This is a genomic window from Streptosporangium sandarakinum, from assembly GCF_013409935.1.
GTDB classification, from domain to species: domain Bacteria; phylum Actinomycetota; class Actinomycetes; order Streptosporangiales; family Streptosporangiaceae; genus Streptosporangium; species Streptosporangium nondiastaticum.
The window spans coordinates 570,054-592,615 of the sequence record NZ_JACCCO010000003.1; the positions used below are offsets into that span (position 1 = coordinate 570,054).

General features: G+C 73.4%; 17 protein-coding genes. 9 read left to right on the forward strand and 8 right to left on the reverse strand.

Translation table 11 applies throughout. The features are described 5' to 3' along the window. Window positions 1-7 precede the first annotated feature (7 nt). Entirely contained in the window at window positions 8-1,144 is a 1,137-nt protein-coding gene (rffA, locus tag HDA43_RS28990) for a dTDP-4-amino-4,6-dideoxygalactose transaminase (protein WP_179827286.1), read from the reverse strand. Window positions 1,145-1,399: 255 nt separating this feature from the next. Beyond that, window positions 1,400-3,340 carry a DUF4082 domain-containing protein gene (locus tag HDA43_RS28995; protein ID WP_179827288.1) on the reverse strand — a complete coding sequence of 647 codons (1,941 nt, stop codon included), beginning with the start codon at window positions 3,338-3,340 and terminating at the stop codon, window positions 1,400-1,402. Between the two features lie 708 nt (window positions 3,341-4,048). On the opposite strand from HDA43_RS28995, the gene HDA43_RS29000 reads away from it, so the two are divergent. After that, complete coding sequence (locus tag HDA43_RS29000) at window positions 4,049-5,308, forward strand: nucleotide sugar dehydrogenase (protein ID WP_179827293.1); 1,260 nt, start codon at window positions 4,049-4,051, stop codon at window positions 5,306-5,308. Window positions 5,309-5,408: 100 nt separating this feature from the next. Here HDA43_RS29000 and HDA43_RS29005 read toward each other — a convergent pair whose 3' ends face one another. The 3 genes from HDA43_RS29005 to HDA43_RS29015 form a co-directional block, all read right to left on the reverse strand. Further along, entirely contained in the window at window positions 5,409-5,825 is a 417-nt protein-coding gene (locus tag HDA43_RS29005; RefSeq protein WP_179827294.1) for a carboxymuconolactone decarboxylase family protein, read from the reverse strand. 304 nt (window positions 5,826-6,129) lie between these two features. Next, window positions 6,130-6,357 carry a DUF397 domain-containing protein gene (locus HDA43_RS29010; RefSeq protein ID WP_179828771.1) on the reverse strand — a complete coding sequence of 76 codons (228 nt, stop codon included), beginning with the start codon at window positions 6,355-6,357 and terminating at the stop codon, window positions 6,130-6,132. Window positions 6,358-6,381: 24 nt separating this feature from the next. Further along, on the reverse strand, window positions 6,382-7,209 hold the full coding sequence (locus HDA43_RS29015; RefSeq protein WP_229810954.1) for a helix-turn-helix domain-containing protein: 828 nt from the start codon (window positions 7,207-7,209) through the stop codon (window positions 6,382-6,384). A 190-nt stretch (window positions 7,210-7,399) separates the two neighbouring features. Here HDA43_RS29015 and HDA43_RS29020 point away from each other — a divergent pair, with 190 nt between their 5' ends. Beyond that, on the forward strand, window positions 7,400-7,807 hold the full coding sequence (locus HDA43_RS29020) for an ATP-binding protein (RefSeq protein ID WP_179827297.1): 408 nt from the start codon (window positions 7,400-7,402) through the stop codon (window positions 7,805-7,807). 492 nt (window positions 7,808-8,299) lie between these two features. After that, complete coding sequence (locus HDA43_RS29025; RefSeq protein WP_312873592.1) at window positions 8,300-9,286, forward strand: M14 family metallopeptidase; 987 nt, start codon at window positions 8,300-8,302, stop codon at window positions 9,284-9,286. Between the two features lie 42 nt (window positions 9,287-9,328). Here HDA43_RS29025 and HDA43_RS29030 read toward each other — a convergent pair whose 3' ends face one another. Further along, window positions 9,329-10,138 (reverse strand): class I SAM-dependent methyltransferase, encoded by an 810-nt coding sequence (locus HDA43_RS29030; protein ID WP_218912673.1) that lies wholly within the window; start codon window positions 10,136-10,138, stop codon window positions 9,329-9,331. A 313-nt stretch (window positions 10,139-10,451) separates the two neighbouring features. Next, window positions 10,452-11,987, reverse strand: coding sequence for an aldehyde dehydrogenase family protein (locus HDA43_RS29035; protein ID WP_179827300.1), 1,536 nt, complete (start codon window positions 11,985-11,987; stop codon window positions 10,452-10,454). Window positions 11,988-12,181: 194 nt separating this feature from the next. Here HDA43_RS29035 and HDA43_RS29040 point away from each other — a divergent pair, with 194 nt between their 5' ends. The 6 genes from HDA43_RS29040 (at window position 12,182) to HDA43_RS29065 (ending at window position 21,327) form a co-directional block, all read left to right on the forward strand. Next, on the forward strand, window positions 12,182-13,681 hold the full coding sequence (locus HDA43_RS29040; protein WP_179827301.1) for an SWIM zinc finger family protein: 1,500 nt from the start codon (window positions 12,182-12,184) through the stop codon (window positions 13,679-13,681). A gap of 91 nt (window positions 13,682-13,772) precedes the next feature. Beyond that, complete coding sequence (locus HDA43_RS29045) at window positions 13,773-15,212, forward strand: DUF5691 domain-containing protein (RefSeq protein WP_179827303.1); 1,440 nt, start codon at window positions 13,773-13,775, stop codon at window positions 15,210-15,212. Then, window positions 15,209-16,276, forward strand: coding sequence for an ATP-binding protein (locus tag HDA43_RS29050; RefSeq protein ID WP_179827306.1), 1,068 nt, complete (start codon window positions 15,209-15,211; stop codon window positions 16,274-16,276). Before HDA43_RS29045 ends, HDA43_RS29050 begins: the two co-directional genes overlap by 4 nt. Before the next feature lie 33 nt (window positions 16,277-16,309). Continuing rightward, window positions 16,310-18,610 carry a DUF5682 family protein gene (locus HDA43_RS29055; RefSeq protein ID WP_179827307.1) on the forward strand — a complete coding sequence of 767 codons (2,301 nt, stop codon included), beginning with the start codon at window positions 16,310-16,312 and terminating at the stop codon, window positions 18,608-18,610. Then, a complete protein-coding gene (locus HDA43_RS29060; RefSeq protein WP_179827309.1) occupies window positions 18,607-19,794 on the forward strand; it encodes a VWA domain-containing protein in 1,188 nt (395 codons plus the stop codon). The genes HDA43_RS29055 and HDA43_RS29060 overlap by 4 nt, the downstream gene beginning before the upstream one ends. Before the next feature lie 180 nt (window positions 19,795-19,974). Further along, complete coding sequence (locus HDA43_RS29065; protein ID WP_312873593.1) at window positions 19,975-21,327, forward strand: MFS transporter; 1,353 nt, start codon at window positions 19,975-19,977, stop codon at window positions 21,325-21,327. A 34-nt stretch (window positions 21,328-21,361) separates the two neighbouring features. On the opposite strand, the gene HDA43_RS35525 is transcribed toward HDA43_RS29065, so the two are convergent. Beyond that, window positions 21,362-22,027, reverse strand: coding sequence for an RNA-guided endonuclease TnpB family protein (locus HDA43_RS35525; RefSeq protein ID WP_312873594.1), 666 nt, complete (start codon window positions 22,025-22,027; stop codon window positions 21,362-21,364). Window positions 22,028-22,562: the final 535 nt, after the last annotated feature.

Here is a 22,562-nt window from a genome sequence, read left to right on the forward strand (position 1 = left end):
GCGGGGATCAGCCCACCCGGTGGGCCCGGACGGCGTCGATCACGTAGGTCACGCCGGCCTCGTCCAGGTCGGCGAACAGCGGCAGCCGTACCAGGCGGTCCGCGACGTCCTCGGTGACCGGGCAGCCGCCCGGCGCCACCCGCCCGTACCGCACGCCCGCGGGGGCGGTGTGCAGCGGCTGGTAGTGGAACGCCGCCTGCACCCCCCTGCCCGAAAGGTGGGCGATGAACGCCTGGCGGTCGTCCAGGCCCGGCAGCAGCAGGTAGTACAGGTGCGCGGGATGCGCGCAGCCGTCCGGGACCATCGGCTGGGAGACCCCGTTCTCCGCCGCCCAGTCCGCCAGCTCCTCGTGGTACCTCCGCCACACGGAGTGCCGCCGGGCCTGGATCTCCTCGAAGGACTCCAGCTGGGAGGTCAGCAGCGCGGCGAGGACGTCGGACGACAGATAGCTCGAACCGATGTCGACCCACCGGTACCTGTCCACCTGGCCGCGGAAGAACCGGCTGCGATCCGTCCCCTTCTCCCGGACGATCTCGGCCCGCGCGACGAGGCCGGCGTCGTTCAGGAGCAGCGCGCCGCCCTCCCCGCACTGGACGTTCTTCGTCTCGTGGAAGCTCTGCGCCGACATGCTTCCGAACGACCCGAGGGGCCGGCCCCGGTAGGACCCGCCCAGCCCGTGGGCGTTGTCCTCGATGAGAGCCAGGCCGTGGCGTTCCGCGAGTCCGCAGATGACGTCCATCGCGCAGCCGACACCCGCGTAGTGGACGGCCACCACGGCCCGCGTGCGATCGGTGATCGCGGCCTCGACCAGGCGTTCGTCGAGGTTCAGGGTGTCGGGCCTGCAGTCGACGAACACCGGTACGGCCCCGCGCAGGGCGTAGGCGTTGGCCGTCGAGACGAAGGTGAACGACGGCATGATCACCTCGTCACCGGGCCGCAGGTCCAGCAGGAGCGCCGACAGCTCCAGCGCGTGAGTGCAGGAGGTGGTCAGCAGCGCACGGCCCGACCCGGTCAGCTTCTCCAGGAGGTCGGCGGCCCGGCGGGTGAACGGCCCGTCTCCGGAGGTCGATCCCCCGCGCACGGCCTCCGCGAGATAGCCGAACTCGTTTTCTGAGATATGCGTCCGGTTGAAGGGGACTGTCATCACTTGGGTTGGGCTCACTGCCGCAGTGAACAACAAACCGGGCTGTCGCCACACATCACACCCCATTTCCTGGGGAAGGATCACACAGTTTTTACTTTTGCCGTTCGGTGCTCTCCAAGCCGCCTATACCGGTATCAGCGATATTCCATGGCTTTTGGGATTCCACTTTCGTGAGGAGCCGGAAGGCCCGGGGCCGCGTCGCGGGGACGCCGGAAGGCGCCTCCCGCGCCGCGACCGGCCGCGGCGGGTGCGGCGTCAGGTGCTTTCGAACACCACGTCGACCCAGTAGTTGGAGGCCTGGACGGTGCTCGTCGGGAAGGCGTTGGCCGGGCTGTAGGTGTACACGCCGTTGCCGCCCTCGGTGCCGTCCGCCAGCGCGGTGAGCGGGCCGTTGGTGTACGGCGCGGTGAAGTAGGGCCTGTTCAGCGAGTAGCGGCCGCCGGTGTGGTAGGAGGCGACGTAGGTGGTGCCGGCGGTGACCGGGACCGGTGCCGGGAGGTTCACCTGCTGCCAGCCGGAGGCGGTCTCGTTGGTGAAGGTCGCGCTGGAGAGCAGGGTGCCGCCGCTGGTCCACAGGCCCCCGATGTGGGTTCCGTTGTTCTGCGGCGCCTTGTAGAAGCGGATGCCGGTGATGACGCCGTTCGTGGCGGGCTTGAACTTCACCCCGACCGAGACGTCCTGGGAGTCGGGCTGGGCCGCGACCGCCGGTGTGGCCGTGGCGTCCCACAGGCTGTTCGACGGTCTGAACACCACGTCGACCCAGTAGTTGGAGGCCTGGAAGGTGCTCGTCGGGAAGGTGTTCGTCGAACTGTAGGTGTACACGCCGTTGCCGCCCTCGGCGCCGTCCGCCAGCGCGGTGAGCGGGCCGTTGGTGTACGGCGCGGTGAAGTAGGGCCTGGTCACCGAGTAGCGGCCGCCGGTGTAGTAGGAGGCGACGTAGGTGGTGCCCGCGGTGACCGGGACCGGTGCGGCGAAGTTCACCTGCTGCCAGCCGGAGGCGGTCTCGTTGGTGAAGGTCGCGTTCGCGAGCAGGGTGCCGCCGCTGGTCCACAGGCTTCCGAAGTGGGTTCCGTTGTTCTGCGGCGCCTTGTAGAAGCGCACGCCGGTGATGACGCCGTCCGTGGCGGGCTTGAACTTCACCCCGATCGTGACGTCCTGGGAGTCGGGCTGGGCCGGGACCGCCGGTGTGGCCTTCTTGTCCCACAGGCTGTCCGACACGGACTGGATCAGTTCGGGCGACGTGCTCGGGGCGAAGTGGATCACGGCCTCGTGGTCGAAGGTGTCCCCGCCCAGGTAGACGGCGGTGATGTGATGGTCTCCCGCCGAGAGGCCCGAGGTCGTGAACGTGGCCGGCGCCAGACTGCTGTGGTAGGCCGAGCCGATGATGGTCGGGCCGTCCTTGAAGACCACCTCGCCGGCGGGGACGACCGTGCCGCTGGTCGCCGCCACCGTGGCGGTGAAGGTGACCGGCCGGTCCACCCAGACGGGGTTGGGGGACGAGGACAGGGTCGTGGTGGTCGGCGGGTCGTTCGGCACGGTGATGCGGGTGGCCGGCAGGCTGGTGGTGCCCTGGGTGCTGATCGTGCCGTTGAGGGCGAAGACGCGGCCGAAGACGGCCGCGCCACCGGTCACCGTGACCGAGTTCCGGTCCAGGAGGTTCCCCCGGAAGGTGGAGTACGTGCCCAGGGTCGCGTTGCCGCTGACCTGCCAGAAGAGGTTGTTCGCCTGCGCGCCGCGAAGGAGGCTGACGTTGCTGACGTTCGCCGTGGTGAGGCTGGACGCCTGGAAGATGAAGACGGCGTCCGGGTCGCCCTGCGCGTCGAGGGTGAGCGTGCCGTTGATCGCGAAGGTCCCGTCGGTGGAGTTGTAGACGCCCGGGTTCACGGTCGTCCCGCCCAGCTGCGGGGCCAGGGTGGCGTCGGGCGTCCGCCCGGCCGCGTTGTTGTAGGCGGCGACCAGATCGGCCTTGGCCTGGGCCGCGACGGCGTCGGCGCCGTGGACGGTGCCCGACACGGTGCCCGGGGGGAAGCCGACCACCGACGAACCCGGGCTCACCCCGAGGTCCCCGGTGATCGAGGTGAGGTTGGTGTTGACGACCGCGGTTCCGGCCAGCGCCGCGAAGGGCATGGCGCTGCCGATGCTCAGGGGCGGTGTCGCCGCCGCGTCGCACTGCGTCCCGGCGACCACGCCCAGCACGAGAGCGGCGGTGACGGACGTCCTCAGCCAGGCACGGGGACCGTTCCGCGGCAGGACCCTCGACCGGCCGGCTCTCCCTCCGGGCGCGGTGGCGACCCGCCGCGCGGGCCGCGCGGCGCGGCCGGCCGTCCGGCCTGGGCGCGCCGGAAGCCATCGGCGGGTCCTCCCGCGCCTCGGATCCTGTGGCACGGGGGTCATCTCGGTCCGCGGGCCGACGGCATCGCGATAGGGATCGGACATACGACACAACTCCTCGCTGGCTTCGTGCCGGGTCAGGCGTCCGGTGTGCCCCGTGGCCTGAGACCGGCTGTGAGATCTCGCGGCGCCCGCCCGGCTCGTGTGCCGTTCGCCGCGTCCGCGGTCCGGTGCGCCCACGGCAGGCGGTGCGGGAGAACGCGCGGATACGCCGTGCCGGCGGAGGGCGCCGCGCCGTACGCTGACGACTGTGCCTCGGTGCGGGTGCGTCCGGGTCTTCGGAAAAGCACAAAAGACGTCTTTTAGCGCGTCGATGAAATATAATTTACTCACCTGCTATTTCGCTCATTATTCGACTTATGCGTTATGAGTGGTGGTCTTTCCGTCGCGTCTCCGGCGCCGTGACGACCCCGCCGGGGAACGACACGCCCAGTCCGCGGCCGAAACGGCATCGCAAGCGCACCGGACTCTTACAGTCGGGGGTATATCGCTCTAAGTGACGGGGGTGCGGATATGGGGGAGAAGCTGGTCGTTGTCGGCCAGGGATACGTAGGGCTGCCGCTGGCGATGCGGGCCGTCGAAGCGGGGTTCGACGTGGTGGGCGTCGACGTCGACGAATGGCGGGTCAAGCGACTGAACGCCGCCGAGTCGTACGTCGAGGACGTCAGTGAGGAGACGCTGTCGGCGGCCCATCGCTCAGGCCGCTACCTCGCCAGCACGGACTACGCCGACGCCGAGGGCTTCGACGTCTGTGTGATCACCGTGCCGACGCCCCTGCGCGAGGGAGTTCCAGACCTCGCGCACATCGGCTCGGCCGGCGAGTCGATCGCCCCGCTCCTGCGGCCCGGCGCCACGGTGATCCTGGAGTCCACCACCTACCCCGGGACCACGGAGGAGTACCTGAGGCCGCTGCTGGAGGAGGGGTCGGGACTGTGCACGCCGGAGGACTTCTTCCTCGGCTACAGCCCCGAGCGCATCGATCCCGGCAACCCGCACTGGCACCTGGAGAACACCCCGAAGGTCGTGTCCGGGATCGACCAGGCGTCCCTGCGGAAGGTCGCCGAGTTCTACGGGCGCATCGTGCGGGACGTCGTCTGCGTCTCCTCGCTCCAGGTGGCCGAGCTGTGCAAGCTCCTGGAGAACACCTTCAGGCACGTCAACATCGCCCTGGTGAACGAGCTCTCCATCTTCGCGCAGCAACTCGGGATCGACGTCTGGGAGGCCATCGACGCCGCCTCCACCAAGCCGTTCGGCTACCTGCGCTTCACCCCCGGCCCCGGCGTCGGCGGGCACTGCCTGCCGATCGACCCCTCCTACCTGTCGTGGAAGGTCAAGCGCGCCCTGGGGCACAACTTCCGATTCGTGGAGCTGGCCAACGACATCAACGACCACATGCCCGACCATGTCGTGCACCGGCTCATCCTCGCGCTGAACCGGCAGGGCCGGCCGCTGCGGGGCAGCCGGGTGCTCCTGCTCGGCCTGGCCTACAAGGCCAACGCCGGGGACTGCCGCGAGTCGCCCGCGATCGAGGTGGCCAGGTCCCTGGTCAAGCTGGGCGCGGACGTGCGGGCCGCCGACCCCCACGTGGACGCCCACCTCGCGCCGCCCGGGATCGAGTTGGTCGAGGCGACCGAACGGGAGCTGTCGGAGGCGGACGCGGTGGTCGTCCTCACCGACCACGACCGCTTCGACTACGAGCAGGTCCAGCGGGTGAGCCCGTTCGTCTTCGACACGCGCCGCCGCTGCCGGGGGTCCAACGTCGAGCACCTCTGAGCCGTCCCGGCCGTCCCCCCCGTACGGCCGGCGCGGGCACGGGCGGCCCGGCTCCGCCGTCTCGCGCGGCCGGCCGTACGGCAGGCCGCCGCGCGGTCCGCTACGCGCGCATGACGCGGGCGATCAGCTCCTCGACCTGGGTGTTGAGCCGGGAGCCGCGGGGCCACCCGGCGTAGTGGGTGAGGAAGATGACGATCTCGCGGAGCTCGTCCGGGGTGAGCTCGCCGGTCCGCAGCGCCGCGTCGAGCTGGATCTCCACCAGGTCGTCCATGCCCTGGCCGACGAGGAGACCGAGCAGGAGGAGCCTGCGGTCGCGCATGCTCAGCCCCTCCCGGGACCACACCTCGCCGAACAGGTGCTCCACGGTCATGCCGAAGAAGTCGCCGGAGCCCTCGCCCCGCCCCACGCCGGCCGCCGCGGAACCGTCTCCGGCGTCGTCCCCGCCGTGGACCCGTCTCATGATCTCCAATCCGCGCGCCTGGCGGTCGCGGGTGCTGTCGTCCGAACGCTGGTTCATGGGAACTCCAGGTTCGTCGCCGGCCGGTCGGCCGGGGACGAGCACGATGGGTGGCGTCTCACCCCGTCCATCGTTGGTCATTTCCCGCTTCGGGGAAAGCCACAGCCGACCTTCGGCCCGGATATTTATCACTATGTCGTATGAATGGGCGGCTGACGTTACACGACGGTCGGGTGCCGGCGGGGGAGGAACGGGAAGGGCCGGGAGCCCCCGAGGGGGCTCCCGGCCCTGTTGTCGGTGCCGGAGGCGGGAGCCTCCGGCCGGACCGGGGAGCCGGCGGACCGGCCCCCCGGGGGGAGATCTGTCAGCCGAACTCGCCGTCCTTGACCCCGCCGACGAAGGCGTCCCACTCGCCCTGGGTGAAGGCCAGGGCCGGGCCGTCCGGATCCTTGGAGTCACGGACGAGGTAGAGCTCGTCCGCCTGGGCCTTGTGGGCCGCCACAGCCGGGTCACCGGGCACGATCGCCACTTCGACGCAGTTCCCTCCGGTACTGCGGCTGCTCTTGCGCCACGCGACGCTGGACAGATCCATGGTGGACCTCTGCACTCTTTCTTCCTATCGCTGGTTGGAACATTTCTTCGCCAGCTCCGCGATGAAGGCGGCCGAGGCGTCCGCCCTGAGAGCCATCGCGGTGAGGCTCCCGAACATGAGCGTGTACCGGCGCACCTCGTCCGGATCCTCCAGGACGAGCCCGCTCGCCGCCTGCTCCAGATAGACCAGGTCGAGATCGCCGGGCTCGGGAAAGCCCAGCAGGCAGAACGGGCCGTCCATCGCGGCGTGCGCCCCCGCGGAGAACGGGATGACCCGGATCTCCACGTTGGGCAGTTTGCCGAGATCGACGAGGTGCTCCAGTTGCTCGCGCATCACCTTCGGCCCGCCGACCTGGCGGCGGAGCACCGCCTCGTCGAGCACGGAGACGAGCTGGATCGGCTCGCCGGGGCCGTGCAGCAACTGCTGGCGCGAGATGCGTACGGTGACCTTCTCATCGACTTCAGGAGGGGCGTGGGTCACGGTGGTCACCTCGATGACGGCACGCGCGTAGGCCTCGGTCTGCATCAGGCCGGGGACGACCAGTGGCTCGTAGGAGCGCACCACCGACGCCTCCGCCTCCAGCCCGATGTACGAGTCGAAGCCGGGTTTCAGAGTCTGCCGGTGGCGATGCCACCAGCCACGCTGCCGGGCCTCCCTGGCCATCTGCACCAGGGTCTCCCGGGCCGCGCCCGTCACGCCGTACACATCGGTGAGGGCCGCCACGTCGGAGGGTTTGGGACGGGTGAGACCCGTCTCGTATCTCCAGACGGTGGTGTCGGTGGAGCCGATCCGCTCCGCCACCTCCGCCCGTGACAGCCCGCTGTCCTCCCTCAACCGCGTCAACTCGGCCATGAGACGGCGATGCCGAGCTGTCGGGCTGCGCCGGGTAGCCATGCACGTATCTCCGTCCTTGGACAAGAAAACTGTGGAATTTCAATATGAGCTATTGAAGTCCCTGGTAGAACAGTTCACCGTGAGTGAGTGTGCCATCTCAGAGCGCGACGCGCATGGGAATGTGCGGGTCCGGGGAGCGAGGCCGATCATGACAACGCGGCAGCAGACGGTTCAACCTCGATTAGCACTCACCCTGCGGGGCGTCCCGGAATCGGTGTCGGTGGCCCGGCGCCGGGTCCGGGAGCTCCTGGGGGAGTGCCACCCCGCGTACGAGGACGTCGTCCTCCTCGTCAGCGAGGTGGTCACCAACTCGGTCGTGCACTCCGGGTCGGGCGGCGGCGGCGCGGTCACGATGACCGTGGAGCTCGGGGCCGGGGTCGTCCTCGTCGAGGTCTCCGACGCCGGCTCGGGCGCCTCGGCGCCGCACGTGCGCAACGACCCCGACGCGGAGAGCGGCCGCGGGATGTTCCTGGTCGACCTGCTCGCCGGCCGCTGGGGCGTCGACGACGGCTGCCACGGCGGCCCCCGTACCCTCTGGTTCGAGGTCGACTTCTGACGACGGCCACGGTTCCGCGACCGGCCCGTGCCCCGGCCCTCCCGGCCGGCGCCGGGCGGATCGGGACCGCTCCCCCCGGGCCGGGTGCGCCGGAGCCGAAATGCGGGTCATCATCCGTCAACGGCTCCGCCCGTCTCCCGGCGCGGACGCGCGGCGGCCGCTTGGATCGGTGTCCGGAGGACACCGATGAGACGCCGGCCGACCGTGGCGCGCACACTCCTGGCCCTGACGTGCCTGGGCGGGACCGCCCTCCACGCCCCGGCCCTCCATGCCCTGGCCCTCCCTGGCCCGGCGCTCCGTGACCCTGCCCTTCATACTCCGGTCCTTCATGTCCCGGCCCTCCCTGGTCCGGCGCTCCGTGTCCCTGCCCTCCATGCCCCGGTCCTTCATGCCCCGGCTCCCCGCGCCCAGGCCTCCCGGGCCCCGGTCTCCCGCGCCTCGCTCCCCGGCTCCCCGGCGGGCGGCTCCGGGTACCACTCCTACGCCGAGACGGTGGCGGAGGCGGGCCGGATCGTCGCGGCGCACCCCGGCATCGCCCGCAGCGCCGTCTACGGCACCTCCTACGAGGGCCGCGACCTGATCGTCGTCAAGATCAGTGACAACGTCGCCGTGGACGAGGACGAGCCCGAGGTCCTGTTCACCCACCACCAGCACGCCCGGGAGCACCTCACCGTCGAGATGGCGCTCCACCTCCTCCACCTGCTCACCGAGGGCTACGGCCGGGACGAGCGGATCACCGGACTGGTCGACGGGCACGAGATCTGGATCATGCCGGACCTCAACCCCGACGGCGGCGAGTACGACCTCGCGGGCGGCTCCCGCCGCGGCTGGCGCAAGAACCGCCAGCCCGCCCCGGGCTCCTCCGCCGTGGGCACCGACCTGAACCGCAACTGGCCCTACCGGTGGGGCTGCTGCGGCGGCTCCTCGGGCTCGCCCGCCGCCCAGACCTACCGGGGTCCGGCGAGCGAGTCGGCCCCCGAGGTCAGGGCGGTCGCCGACTGGGTGCGCGGCCGCGTGGTGGACGGCGTCCAGCAGATCAGGGCGCACATCGACTGGCACTCCTACGGCGAGATGATCATGTGGCCGTACGGCCACACCCGCGCCGACACCGCCCCGGGTCTGACCCGGGACGACCGCGCGGCGTACGCCGCGCTCGGCCGGAGCATGGCCGCCGTCAACGGCTACACCCCCCGCCAGGCCGGCGACCGCTACGTCATGGACGGCACGCTCGGCGACTGGATGTGGGGCACCTTCAAGATCTTCAGCTACACCTTCGAGATGTACCCGGCCCGCGGCGCCCCCGGCTTCTACCCGCCCGGCCGGCGGATCGCCGCGCAGACCGCCCGCAACCGGGAGGCCGTGCTCCGCTTCCTGGAGTACTCCGGCTGCGTCTACCGGATCATCGGCCGGGCGGCGCGGTACTGCGGCGCGGGGGAGGGCCCGGCCGCCGCCCCGGGCCGGCGCCCCGCTCCCGCCTGACGTCCCCGGCCGGCCCCCCGCCGGCCGGCGGGGGGCCGGCGCTCAGGCGCGGCAGACCAGCTCGCCGTGGAGCAGCGACAGCCAGCCGTCCTCGTCGCCCGCCCACCTCAGCCAGCCCTCGGACAGGCGGCGCAGGTCGTCCTCGGTGGCGGCTCCCGAGGACAGGGCATGACGGGCCATGTCCGAACGCAGGACCCGTTCGGCCCACATCCCGCCCCACCAGGCGCGGTCCTCGGGCGTGGCGAAGCACCAGGTCGAGGAGGTGGCGGTGATGTCGGTGAAACCGGCCGCGCGCGCCCACGACAGCAGCCGCCGCCCCGCGTCCGGCTCGCCGCCGCACGCCCTGGCCACCCGCCGGTAGAGGTCCATCCACTCGTCCAGCTCGGGCAGCCGGGGGAACCAGGCGAACGCGGCGTAGTCACTGTCGCGCACCGCCACGATCCCGCCCGGCCGGCACACCCTGCGCATCTCCCGCAGCGCCCGTACGGGGTCGCCGACGTGCTGCAGGACCTGATGGGCGTGGACGACGTCGAAGGTGTCGTCGGGGAAGTCCAGCGCGTGCACGTCGGAGACGGCGAACTCGACACCGGAGGCGCCCCGCCGCCCGGCCTCCGCGCGGCCCAGCGCCAGCGCCTCCGCGGTGACCTCCACCGCGGTGGTCGTCCCCGGCGCGACCCGCCCGGCCAGGTCCACGGTGATGGTCCCGGGGCCGCAGCCGACGTCCAGCAGGGACATCCCCGGCCTCAGGTGCGGCAGGAGATGGGCGGCGGAGTTCTCCGCGGTCCGCCACCTGTGGGACCGCAGCACGGACTCGTGATGGCCGTGGGTGTACACCGCGTGCTCAGCTGTCATGGGGAGATCACTTCCTCGGTCGGCCGGGTGCCGGACGGATCGACCGTAACAGCAATCTCATATACCAAGAGAGAACGTCTCGAATGGTGAAACCCATGACTGATCCGGGCGGGCCCGCAGGCCGCGCCGTGCAGACCGTGAGAGGCCGCGCCGCAGCTCACGGCCTCCCACGTGCCCCGGCACGCCTGACGGCCGCCGGGCGCGCGACGGCCCGGCCGTTCCCCGGAGCTCCCGGAGTACGGCGCGGGCCGTCGTGCCCCTCGCAAAGGGGATGCCGCGCTTCCGATGGGGAGAACCCCCCGGAACGGCAAATTCAAAGGCGGAAGTTCACGTCCGGCACGATCTCCACCACGTCCATCTGGGCCTTCTGCAACCTGCCGGAGTGGTCCCAGTTCATCGCCTGCCAGCGGGTGAACTGGTCCAGCACCCACATCCCCGACTGACGGCTGCCGTTGCCGGACCTGCCGTTCCCGCCGAAGGGCAGGTGCGCCTCGGCCCCGGAGGTGGAGTTGTTCACGCTGACCATGCCCGCCCCGATGCCCTCGCGGAACCGGAAGGCCGTCGCGGGGTCGGTGGTGTAGACGGAGGAGGAGAGCCCGTACCCGGGACGGTTGGCCAGCTCCAGCGCCTCCCCCAGGGTCGAGAAGGAGGTCACGCCGATGATCGGACCGAAGGTCTCCTCCAGGAACAGCCGATCGCCGGGGCGCACGCCGTCCACGATCACCGGGTGGTAGTACAGGCCGCCCTCACCGGTGAAGTCCCCGCGCGGGTTGCCGGCGGTGATCCGCCCGGTCGGGCCGGAGACGACCCTGTGGTGCGGCTGGATCCAGCCGAGATACTCCTCGTAGCGGGAGGCGAACCTGTGGTCGAGGAGCGGCCCGCACAGCACGTCGCCCGCCGGGTCGCCGATCCCGGCGGCGGCCAGCGCGCGCGTGAGGCGGCCGAGGAACTCGTCGTGGACGCTCTCGTGCACGATGGCCGTGCCCAGGGAGGTGCAGCGCTGCCCGGCCGTGCCGAACCCGGAGAACAGCGCCCCCTCCACCGCCAGGTCGAGGTCGGCGTCGGCCGCCACCACCATCGGGTTCTTGCCGCCGAGTTCGAGGCAGGGCGACTGCAGGTGGCGTCCGCACAGCTCGCCGATCCTCCGGCCCACCTCGGTGGAGCCGGTGAACCCGACCTTGTGCACCGTGCCCTCGTCCAGCGCCGCCTCAAGGCCCTCGAACGTCGCGGCGCCGTCGGCGAACACCAGGTTCAGCACGCCGTCGGGCAGCCCCGAGGCGGCGAACAGCCGGTACAGCGCCTCGGCGGACGCCGCGGCGTACTCGGCCGGTTTCCACACGACCGCGTTCCCGGCCAGCAGCGCGGGCACCAGGTACCACGACGGCACCGCGACCGGGAAGTTGCCCGCCGTGATCACCGCGGCCACCCCGACCGGGACCCGGAAGGTGAACAGGTTCTTGTCCGGCATCTCCGAGGGCACCGTCTGCCCGTAGAGGCGCCGCCCCTCGCCGAGGAAGAAGTCGCAGGTGTCGACGATCTCGCGGACCTCGCCCAGCGCCTCGGCGTACGGCTTGCCGATCTCGCGCGTCACCAGCCGGGCCAGGGACTCGGCGTTGGCCTCCACCAGCCGCCCGATCGACGCGATCACCCGCCCCCGGACGGGCGCGGGGACGCGCGCCCACTCCCGCTGCGCCGCGGCCGCCGTACGGCAGGCGGAGGAGAACGTCTCCGCGTCGGCCAGCCGGATCCGCGCGACCACCTCGTCGACGCGGGAGGGGTTGATCGAGTCGTAGTCCGTGCCGCCCGCCGCCTGCTTGCCACCGATCACGGAGCTGATCTCGCCGGTCACCGTCGACCTCCTCGTGTGGGTTCTCTGACGGCATTGTCCCCGTAGCGGGCCGCGCCGTCACACCCCGGCCGACGCGCCGTGCCGGGGGTGGGAGGGACGGGGGAGGACGACGCTCCAGGGGAACCGGATGCGCGGGGGAGGGACGGCGCCGGCGGGGTGGGGATTTGTCGGTGGGGCTGGCTAGCGTTCGGGACGTGACCGAACGGTGGAACCGGGACCAGGTGCTGGCCCTCGCGCCCGACGCGTCGTCTCAGAAGGCGGCCCAGGGGGTCTCCTCCCCTGGCAAGTGGTCGGGCGCCGGGGTCACGGCGGACGCGCTGTGGGGAGAGTGCAGGGGCAGCGGCTCCAAGCCCTACCTGGCGTGCGTGGACCTGTCCGAGCCCGCCTACCGCTGCAGCTGCCCGAGCCGGAAGTTCCCCTGCAAGCACGCCCTCGGCCTGCTCCTGCTGTGGTCGGCCGGCGGCGTCCCGGACGCCGCCGAGCCCGCCGACTGGGCCGCGGAGTGGCTCGACCGGCGGCGCGACCGCGCGGCCAGGACGGCGGTCCGGGCGTCCGCCCCGGCGGGCGGCGATGACGCGGGCGACGGCGAGGCGGTGACGGGCGGCGAGGCCGGCGCGGGCCGGGCGGGCGGCGCGGCCGTGGCGGCCGGGCCGGGCCCCGCCGACGCCCGGCGGGCCGCGCAGCGCGAGCGGCGCGTGGCGGCGGGCCTCGCGGAGCTGGAGCGCTGGCTCGCCGACCGGGTCAGGCAGGGTCTCGCCACCTCCCGGCGGCACGACCAGTGGGACGACCTCGCCAAACGCCTCGTCGACGCCCAGGCCCCGGCCGTCGCCGGAGCCGTCTCCCGCCTGGGCGCGGTGCTGACCGGCGACGACTGGCCCGCCCGCCTCCTCGGCGAGTACGCCCTGCTGCACCTGCTGGCCGTGGCCCACCGGCGCCTCACCCCGGCCGCCGATCCGGCGGGCACGGCTGTCGGTCCGGCGGACGCGACCGTCGGTTCGGTGGACCCGTCCGTCGGCCCGGCGGGCACGGCTGTCGGTCCGGCGGACGCGGGGGGCGGGCTCGACGCCGCGCTGCTGCGGACGGTCCGCGAGCGGGTCGGCTTCCCCGTCGCCAAGGAGGAGGTCCTGGCCGGCGAGCCGGTCCGCGACCGGTGGGACGTCCTCGGGCGCCGCGACACCGAGCACGACCGGATCACCGCCCGCCGGGTCTGGCTGCGCGGCCGGTCCACCGGCCGGGCCGCGCTCGTCCTGTCGTTCGCCCCGGTCGGCCAGGCCCTCGACGCCTCCCTCGTCACCGGCACGACCCTGGACGCCGACCTGGCGTTCTACCCCGGCTCGTGCCCGCTGCGCGCCCTGGTCGCCGCCCGCCACGACCATGCCCCCGGTGTCTCCGCCGGCCCCCCGCCGGGCTCCACGGTGGACGGGGCGCTGGACGAGGTGGCCCGCGCCCTCGCCGCGGACCCCTGGACCGACTCCTGGCCCGTGGTGCTCGACGCGGTGGTCCCCGCCGGGAGCGGCCTGCGGGCGCTGACCGGCCCGGACGGCGCGCTGGCGCTGCACCCCGCCTGCGGCACGCCCTGGCGGCTGATCGCCGCCTCCGGCGGCCACCCGCTGACCGTCGCCGCCGAATGGACCCCGGAGGGACTGCGCCCCCTCACCGCCTGGGACGAGGAAGGACGGGTGATCGTCCTGTGACCGCCCGCCCCGCCCATTCTGTTTGTTCCGTCCGTCCTGTCCGTTCCGCCCGTCCCGGCTCGCGGGCCGGGACGATCCCCGGGAGGTCCTGGTGAACGCCCCGCCCGAATGGGAGGAGCTGGTCTCCACCGCGCTGGTCGGCACCGACCGCCGTCCCCTGGCCGGTACGGCTGCCCCGGAGGCCGAACTGCTCGAACGCGCCGCCGTGCAGACCGTGCGGATGCGGGCGGGCCGCCGCCCCCTGGCCGCCGAGCCGGTGGCCGCCGCCCCGCCCGAGGACCGGCCGGTGGTCTCCCGCCCGGCGGCCGACCGGCTCGCCCGGATCCTCGGCGGCGAGCAGCCGAGGCTGCTTCCCGAGTGGCTGCGCGTCGCGGCCGGGCACGGCCGCCGTGTCCCGCCGCACCTGCTGCCCGAGCTCCTCGACCAGGCCGCCCGCGACCGGTCGATCCGGCCCCATCTCGGCGTCCTCGCCGGAAACCGGGGCCGGTGGCTGGCCGGTCTCAACCCCGCCTGGGGCTTCCTGCTGAATGAGCCCACCGCCCCCGTCCCCACCGTCCCGGCCGGGGCCGGCGTCGTCCCCGGCGGCTCCGGCGGCGCGCCGGACGTCTGGGAGCTGGGCGCCCCCGGCGACCGCCGCGCCTTCCTGGCCGCGCTGCGGGCGGCCGACCCGGCGGCGGCCAGGAGCCTGCTCGCCCGGGGGTGGGCGAAGGAGACCCCCGACGACCGCGCGGCGTTCCTGGAGATCCTCGCCGACCGGCTCTCGCCGGACGACGAGCCGTTCCTGGAGGCCGCCCTCGACGACCGCCGCCGGGAGGTCCGCCAGCTGGCCGCCGACCTGCTCACCCGGTTGCCCGGCTCGCGGCTGGCCGCGCGGATGGCCGAGCGGGTCACGGGGTGGTTCGCCGTCGAGGACGGCCGGATCCGCGTCACCCCGCCCACCGCCTGCGACGCCGCGACGGAACGCGACGGCATCCGCGCCAGGCCGCCGCACGGCACCGGCGAGCGGAGCTGGTGGCTCCAGCAGGCGGTGGCGCGCACCCCGCTCGGGGTGTGGCCGCGGCTGCTCGGCCGCCCGCCCGGCGAGCTCGTCCGCATGAGGATCACCGACTGGGGGCGCGAGGTCATGGCGGGATGGGTGCGGGCCGCCGTCCTGCAGGGCGACCCCGAGTGGGCGCGGGAGCTGTTCGCCCACGACCCGCTCGCCGACCTGCTGGCCGTACTGCCCGCCGCCGAGCGGGAGCGCGTCGCCGCCGGCTTCGTCCGGCGGCACGGCCTCGACGGGCAGCTGATCATGGTCCTCGGGGGCGCCGCCGCGCCCTGGGGGCCCGAGCTGGCGTCCGCCGTGCTGGAGAAGATCATCGAGGTCTCCGGCACGCAGCCCTGGAACCTCGGCGAGCTGACCAGGCTCGCCGGCGAGCGCGTCGACCCGGCCCTGTACGGCGAGGCCGAGCGGCTCTCGCCCGAACCGCCCGTCCAGGAGGTCGCCGCCCTCCTGCGTTTCCGCTACGACATGGTGAAGGAGCTTTCTTGACAACGGTTCTGCGGGCCCACGCCGAAGACCAGTTCGCGGACGAGCTGGAGATCCTCGCGAAGGACGACGACCGGCCCCGGCCGCCGGGCTGGAAGCTGTCGCCGTGGGCGGTGACGACGTACGTCATGGGCGACGGCGAGGCGGTCACCCCCAAGTACATCGGCCCCCGGCGCATCGTGGAGGTCGCCGTGGCCACCCTCGCCACCGACCGCGCGCTGCTGCTGCTCGGCGTGCCCGGCACCGCCAAGACCTGGCTGTCGGAGCACCTGGCCGCCGCGATCAGCGGCGACTCGACGCTCCTGGTGCAGGGCACGGCCGGCACCGCCGAGGAGGCCGTCCGCTACGGCTGGAACTACGCCCGGCTGCTCGCCGAGGGGCCGTCCCGCGAGGCGATCACCCCGAGCCCGGTGATGCGTGCGATGGCCGAGGGCCGTATCGCCCGGGTGGAGGAGCTGACCCGCATGCCCTCCGACGTCCAGGACGCGCTGATCACCGTGCTGTCGGAGAAGACGCTGCCGATCCCCGAGCTCAACGAGGAGGTGCAGGCCGCGCGCGGTTTCAACGTCATCGCCACCGCCAACGACCGCGACCGGGGCGTCAACGAGCTGTCCAGCGCGCTGCGCCGCAGGTTCAACACCGTCGTGCTGCCGGTCCCGGCCACCGCCGAGGAGGAGGTGGACATCGTCTCGCGCCGCGTCGAGCAGCTCGGCCGCTCCCTGGAGCTGCCCGAGACCCTGACCGGCCTCGCCGAGATCCGCCGCGTCGTCACGGTCTTCCGCGAGCTGCGCGCCGGCGTCACCGAGGACGGCCGCACCAAGGTCAAGTCGCCCAGCGGCACGCTCAGCACCGCCGAGGCGATCTCCGTCCTCACCAACGGCATCGCCCTGGCCGCGCACTTCGGCGACGGGGTGCTGCGCCCCTCCGACGTCGCCGCCGGGATCGTCGGCGCCGTCGTCCAGGACCCGGTCTCCGACCGCGTCGTCTGGCGCGAATACCTCGAGACCGTCGTCCGTGAACGCGAGGACTGGCGCGACTTCTACCGGGCCTGCCGCGATGCGGACTGAGGCGGCGCCGCCCGCCGGGGCCGGGGGCGGCCGATGAGCGTTTCGGTGCTGGGGATCCGGCATCACGGGCCGGGGTCCGCGCGATCCCTGAGAGACGAGCTCGAACGCCTCAAGCCGGACATCGTGCTCATCGAGGGGCCGCCCGAGGCGGACGCGCTGGCCGGGCTGGCCGCCGACCCGGACCTCCGGCCCCCGGTCGCGCTGCTGGCCCACGTGCCCGGAGAGCCGGCCAGGGCGGCGTTCTGGCCGTTCGCGGAGTTCTCCCCCGAATGGCAGGCGATCCGGCACGCCGTGCGGACGGGCGTCCCGGTCCGCTTCTGCGACCTGCCCGCCGCCCACGGCCTCGCCCTCGACCGGGACGGCTCACCGGACGGCCCCGCCGACGGAGACCCCGGCGAGGGCGGGCCCGGAGCGGTCGCGCCGGCCGTACCGGTCGACCCGATCGCGGCCCTCGCCCGCGCCGCCGGATACGACGATCCGGAACGCTGGTGGGAGGACGCGGTCGAGCACCGGGGCGACACGCCGTTCGAGGTGATCGCCGAGGCGATGGCGGCGGTCCGCGACGGGCACGTCCCCGACGCCCGCGAGGCCCGCCGTGAGGCGTACATGCGGCGCACGATCCGCAGGGCCGTCAAGGAGGGGTTCGAGCGGATCGCCGTCGTCTGCGGCGCCTGGCACGTCCCCGCCCTGACCGGCGTCCCCGGCGGGGGCGGCGCCTGGGGCGCCGGGCTGCCCCCGGTCAAGGCCGACGACGCCCTGTTGCGGGGGCTGCCCAAGGTCAAGGCCGAGATCACCTGGGTGCCGTGGACGTACGGCAGGCTGGCCTCCTGGAGCGGCTACGGCGCCGGGGTGACGTCACCGGGCTGGTACCACCACCTGTTCGCCTCCGCCGACCGCCCGGTGGAGCGGTGGCTGGCCGCCGCCGCGGGCGTGCTGCGCGACGAGGGCCTGCCGGTCTCCTCGGCGCACGTCATCGAGGCGGTACGGCTGGCCGGGAGCCTGGCCGTGCTGCGCGGCCGGCCCCTGGCCGGGCTCGCGGAGGTCACCGAGGCGGCCCGGGCCGTGCTGTGCGAGGGCGACGACCTGCCGGTGGAGCTGATCCGGCGGCGCATGGCCGTGGGGGAGCGGCTCGGCCACGTCCCCGACTCGACGCCGATGGTGCCGCTCCAGCGCCACCTGCGCGAGGAGCAGCGGCGTCTCCGGCTCAAGCCGGAGGCCCTGGACCGTGAGCTGGACCTCGACCTGCGCAAACCCCTCGACCTCGACCGCAGCGGACTGCTGCACCGGCTGCGGCTGCTCGGCGTCGACTGGGGCGTCCCGGCGCGCAGCCGCGGCAAGGGCACCTTCCGCGAGTCGTGGACGCTCGCCTGGCGGCCGGAGTTCGACGTCGACCTGATCGGGGCGGGCGCCTGGGGCACCACCGTCCCGGCCGCGGCCTCCGCGCGGGCCCGCGACCTGGCGGACGGCGGGCCGGGGTCCGGCCGGGGGTCGCTGGCCGACCTCACCGGGCTCGTCGAGCGGTGCCTGCTGGCCGACCTGCCGGACGCGCTGCCGTACGTCCTCGACGCGCTGGCGGCGCGGGCGGCGCTCGACAACGACGTCACGCACCTGATGGCCGCGCTCCCGGCGATGGTGCGCGCCCGGCGCTACGGCGACGTGCGCGGCACGCCCGCCGAGGGCCTGACCGCGATCGTCGACGCCCTGCTCACCCGGATCTGCGTCGGGCTGGGCGCGGCGGTCACCGGCCTGGACGACGACGCCGCCCGTGACCTGCTGCGCCACATCGACGAGGTGCACGCGGCCGTCGCCCTCCTCGACGACGGCCCCGCCGGCGGCGTCTCCGGTGACGAGACGCCGCGCGGCCGGTGGACGGCCGCGCTGCGCGGCCTGTCCGGCCGTTCCGGCCTGCACGGGCTGATCGAGGGACGGCTCACCAGGATCCTGCTGGACGCCGGCGACCTCGACGACGCGGAGGCGGGCCGGCGGATGGCGCTGTCCATGTCGGCGGGGCACCCGCCGGCCCGCGCGGCGGCCTGGATCGAGGGCTTCCTGTCCGGCGGCGGCCTGCTGCTCGTCCACGACGCCCGGTTGCTCGGGCTGGTCGACGGGTGGCTGGCCGGCCTCGCCCCGGAGACGTTCGTGGACGTACTGCCGCTGCTGCGCAGGACGTTCGGCGCTTTCGCCGCGCCGGAACGGCGCTCGATCGGCTCCCGGGTCCGAGCGCTCGGCACCCGGGAGACGGCCGCCGCCGCGGCCGACGAGATCGACGAGGCACGCGCGGCCGCCGCGGTGCGGACCGTGCTGGCGCTGCTGGGAAGAACGGAGACCCCATGACCGCCCGCGGAGACGTCGATCCGGCGGCCGACGAGAGGCTGCGCCGCTGGCGGCTCGTGCTCGGCGGGGACGCCGACGGCACCGGGTGCGCGCTGTCCGGCGCCGACGCCCGGATGGACGGCGCCCTGGCCGCTCTTTACAACCACGACGGCGGCGAGGGCCAGGGGGAGCGGAGCGGCGGTCTGGGCGCCTCGGCGCCCAAGGTGGCGCGCTGGCTGGGCGACATCCGCTCCTACTTCCCCTCGACCGTCGTCCAGGTCATGCAGAAGGACGCCGTCGAGCGGCTGAACCTCACCCGGCTGCTGCTGGAGCCGGAGATGCTGGAGGCCGTCGAGCCGGACGTGCACCTGGTCGGCACCCTCCTGTCGCTGAACCGGGTGATGCCGGAGCGGGCGCGCGAGTCGGCCCGGGCGGTGGTCCGCAAGGTCGTCGCGGAGCTGGAACGGCGGCTCACCCAGAAGACCAGGGCGGCCGTCACCGGGGCGCTGGACCGCTCGGCGCGGACCCACCGCCCCAGGCGGGTCGCCGACATCGACTGGGACCGTACGATCCGGGCGAACCTCAAGAACTACCTGCCCGAGCGCGGCACCGTGGTGCCCTCCAGGCTGGTCGGGTACGGCAGGCGGCAGCGCGCCGTCCAGCGCGAGGTCGTGCTGTGCATCGACCAGAGCGGGTCGATGGCGGCCTCCGTCGTCTATTCCAGCGTCTTCGGCGCGGTCCTCGCCTCGATGCGCTCGCTGCGGACGTCGCTGGTGGTCTTCGACACCTCGGTCGTCGACCTCACCGACCAGCTCCACGACCCGGTGGAGCTGCTGTTCGGCACCCAGCTCGGCGGCGGCACCGACATCAACCGCGCCATCGCCTACGGCCAGAGTCTCATCACCCGGCCCACCGACTCCATCTTCATCCTGATCAGCGACCTGTACGAGGGCGGCGTGCGGGAGGAGATGCTGCGCCGGGTCGCGCAGATGACGGCGGCCGGGGTCCAGGTGATCGTGCTGCTCGCGCTGTCGGACGAGGGCGCGCCCTTCTACGACCGTGACAACGCCGCCGCGCTGGCCGCGCTGGGCGTTCCCGCGTTCGCCTGCACCCCCGACGCCTTCCCCGGCCTGATGGCCGCCGCGATCGAGCGGCGCGACATCGGCGGGTGGGCCGAGCGGGAGCTGGGCCGCGCGGCCACCTGACCACCGGCGGGGACGGGCACGGCGGCCCCGTCCCCGCCGGGCGCCTCGCACCGCCTTCGCGCCGCGGAATCCGGTCTCAGGCCACGGCCGGTCCCGGCCCGCGGACAGGACCGGACCTAGGACCAAGGTCCGGTCGTACGGCCGATGCCGCGCGGGAATGCCCGCCGTAATCTCCCTTTTGTGACTTCTGTAACGACCACCGTTCCGGCGGAGGGGATCTTCGCCAGACGCCACCGAGCCCTGACCGTGGGCATGGTGGCGATCATCACCCTTGTCGCGTTCGAGTACCTGGCGGTGGCGACCGCCATGCCGGTCGTGGCGGACGAACTGCACGGGCAGGGGCTGTACGCGCTGGCGTTCAGCGGGGCGCTGGCGGCCGGGGTGGTCGCCACGGTGCTGGGCGGGCGGTGGAGCGACGTCTCCGGGCCGGTCGCGCCGCTGTGGACCGGCGTGGCGACCTTCGTCGTGGGGCTGGTGGTGGCGGGGGCCGCACCGACGATGGACGTGTTCATCGCCGGCCGGTTCGTCCAGGGGTTCGGCGGCGGCGTCTTCCAGGTCTCGATGTACGTGCTGGTCTCCCGGGTCTACCCGGCCGAGCTGCACCCCCGGGTGTTCTCCGTCTTCGCCACCGCCTGGGTGGTGCCGTCCATGGTCGGCCCGGCCGTCGCCGGATTCGTCGTGGAGAGCGCCGGCTGGCGCTGGATCTTCGCCGGCGTGGCCGTGCTCGTCCTCCCGGCCGCGCTGCTGCTCCTGCGGGGCCTGACCACCATGCCGATGTCGGAGCAGCCGCCGCAGGGGGAGCGGACCCCGATCGGGCGGCGGCTGGGCTGGGCGATGCTGGCGGCGACCGGTGCGGCGCTCATGCAGTACGGCGGCGCGGCCCGCGGCGCCGGCCTGCTCCTGCTCCTCGCCGGCCTTGCGCTGCTGGCCGGATCGCTGCCCCGGCTGCTGCCCGCCGGCGCGGTGCGCGCCGCCCGCGGCCTGCCCGCGGTGGTCGGGTTGCGCGGGATCGCGGCGGGCGCGGTCATGGGCGGCGAGGCGTTCCTGCCGCTGATGCTCAACCAGCAGCGCGGCCTGACGCTCACCATGGCCGGTCTCACGCTGACCGGCGGCGCGCTGAGCTGGTCGTTCGGATCGTGGCTGGTGGGACGCAAGCGGATGGACCGGGTGCTCGTCCTGCGGTCCGGCATGGTGCTCATCACCGTGGGCCTCGCGCTGATGGCCGTCACCGTCTTCACGGCGGTCCCGGTCGCCCTCGCGTTCCTCGCCGAGATCATCGCGGGCCTCGGCATCGGGATCGTGTACCCGACGCTGTCGGTGCTGGTCCTGGAGCTGTCGCGGCCGGGGGAGGAGGGGGAGAACAGCGCGTCGATGGGCGTGGCGGAGTCGGTCTACACCGTCGTCTCGATCGCGGTCGCCGGCGCGGTGCAGGCCGTCCTCGGCGCCGCGGCCCTCACCTACGTGCTCTGCTTCGCCCTCGTGGCCCTGATGGCGGCGGCCGGGGCACTCGTCGCGGGCAGGGTCAGAACTTGACTGCTCCCCTCCCTGAAGGGAGGGGATTCCCGGCTCAGGCCGCCTGACGGGCCGGCGGCCCGTCAGGTCTTACGCCCTCGACGCCGGCCGGGTCCAGACCAGCCCGGAGAAGCATCGCGCGGGCGGAGTCCTTGTCCCTCGGAGAAACGGCTCCGCACGCGGTACAGGTGCAGGTGCGTTCCGACAGCGGCAGGGCGTGCTTGGTTCCCGCTCCGCAGCCTGCGCAGTCCATGGTGGTGTGCGCGGGGTCGATCAGATGAACGGCCCGGCCGTGTTTGCGGGCCATCTCGATCAGGGCTTTCCTGGTGGCGCCGATCGCGCCGTCGGCGGCCTTGCGGGCCATGGTGGAGCGCGCCAGGAACCTCGGGGTGAAGTCCTCCACCGCCAGCACGTCGTGGTCGCGCACGACCTTCCTGGCCCACTTGCGGGCGGTGTCCTGCCGCTGCCGGGCGACCTTCCTGTGGGCCTTGGCGGCTTGGCGGGCAGCCTTGCGGTAGCCGGTGGAGGCGGGTCTTCCCTTCGGCGGCCTGCGGCGGGCCATCACCTTCTGATAGCGCGCCAGCTTCGCCGCCGCCGTCCGCCCGTGCTGGGGGTGCGGCAGGTCGTGGGCGTCGCTGGTGGTGGTGGCGATCTCCCTGATGCCCCAGTCGATGCCGATCGCCCGGCCGGTGGCAGGCAGCTCCCCGGTCTGCGCGGGCACGACGAAGGAGGCGTACCAGTGGCCGAGGGGGGTCGCGGTGGATCCGCACGCTGGACGGCTCGGCGGGCAGGTCCCGCGACCACACCACCGTCACCGCGATGCCTCCGGCCAGGTGCAGGCGGCCCTCCTTCAGGCGAAAGCCCCGGCGGGTGTAGTTCAGCGTCGGGGCCGCGAGGTGCTTCTTCTTGAACCGCGGCATGCCCGCCCGCCGCCGCATCGGCAGCCGGTCTGCGATGTCCTTGAGCGCCTTGGCGCGCGACCTGGCGAAGTCGCGGATGATCTGCTGCTGCGGCACCGATCCGCCCTCACACAGCCATGCGTACTCAGCGCGCCAGCCGGTGAGCATCTTGTCCAGCATGGCCGGGCCGCAGGGCTCCTTGGCCGTGTGCGCGGCGCGGGAGGCGGCCGCGCACGCATTCCACACCCACCGGCACCGATCCCACTCGGCCATCGACGCGGCCGGCGCCGCAGACGACAGACGCAGCCGGTAGGTGTACCGGGCGTACCCGGCCCCCGGAGCACCGAGCGTCGTCAT

Bases quoted from the DNA above. Each gene is read 5' to 3' on its own strand.
- HDA43_RS29015 (WP_229810954.1), bottom strand. From the start codon at position 7,209: ATGGCCGAGTTGACGCGGTTGAGGGAGGACAGCGGGCTGTCACGGGCG.
- HDA43_RS29000 (WP_179827293.1), top strand. From the start codon at position 4,049: ATGGGGGAGAAGCTGGTCGTTGTCGGCCAGGGATACGTAGGGCTGCCG.
- HDA43_RS29030 (WP_218912673.1), bottom strand. From the start codon at position 10,138: ATGACAGCTGAGCACGCGGTGTACACCCACGGCCATCACGAGTCCGTG.
- rffA (WP_179827286.1), bottom strand. From the start codon at position 1,144: ATGACAGTCCCCTTCAACCGGACGCATATCTCAGAAAACGAGTTCGGC.
- HDA43_RS29005 (WP_179827294.1), bottom strand. From the start codon at position 5,825: ATGAACCAGCGTTCGGACGACAGCACCCGCGACCGCCAGGCGCGCGGA.
- HDA43_RS29055 (WP_179827307.1), top strand. From the start codon at position 16,310: ATGAGCGTTTCGGTGCTGGGGATCCGGCATCACGGGCCGGGGTCCGCG.
- HDA43_RS29020 (WP_179827297.1), top strand. From the start codon at position 7,400: ATGACAACGCGGCAGCAGACGGTTCAACCTCGATTAGCACTCACCCTG.
- HDA43_RS29060 (WP_179827309.1), top strand. From the start codon at position 18,607: ATGACCGCCCGCGGAGACGTCGATCCGGCGGCCGACGAGAGGCTGCGC.
- HDA43_RS29010 (WP_179828771.1), bottom strand. From the start codon at position 6,357: ATGGATCTGTCCAGCGTCGCGTGGCGCAAGAGCAGCCGCAGTACCGGA.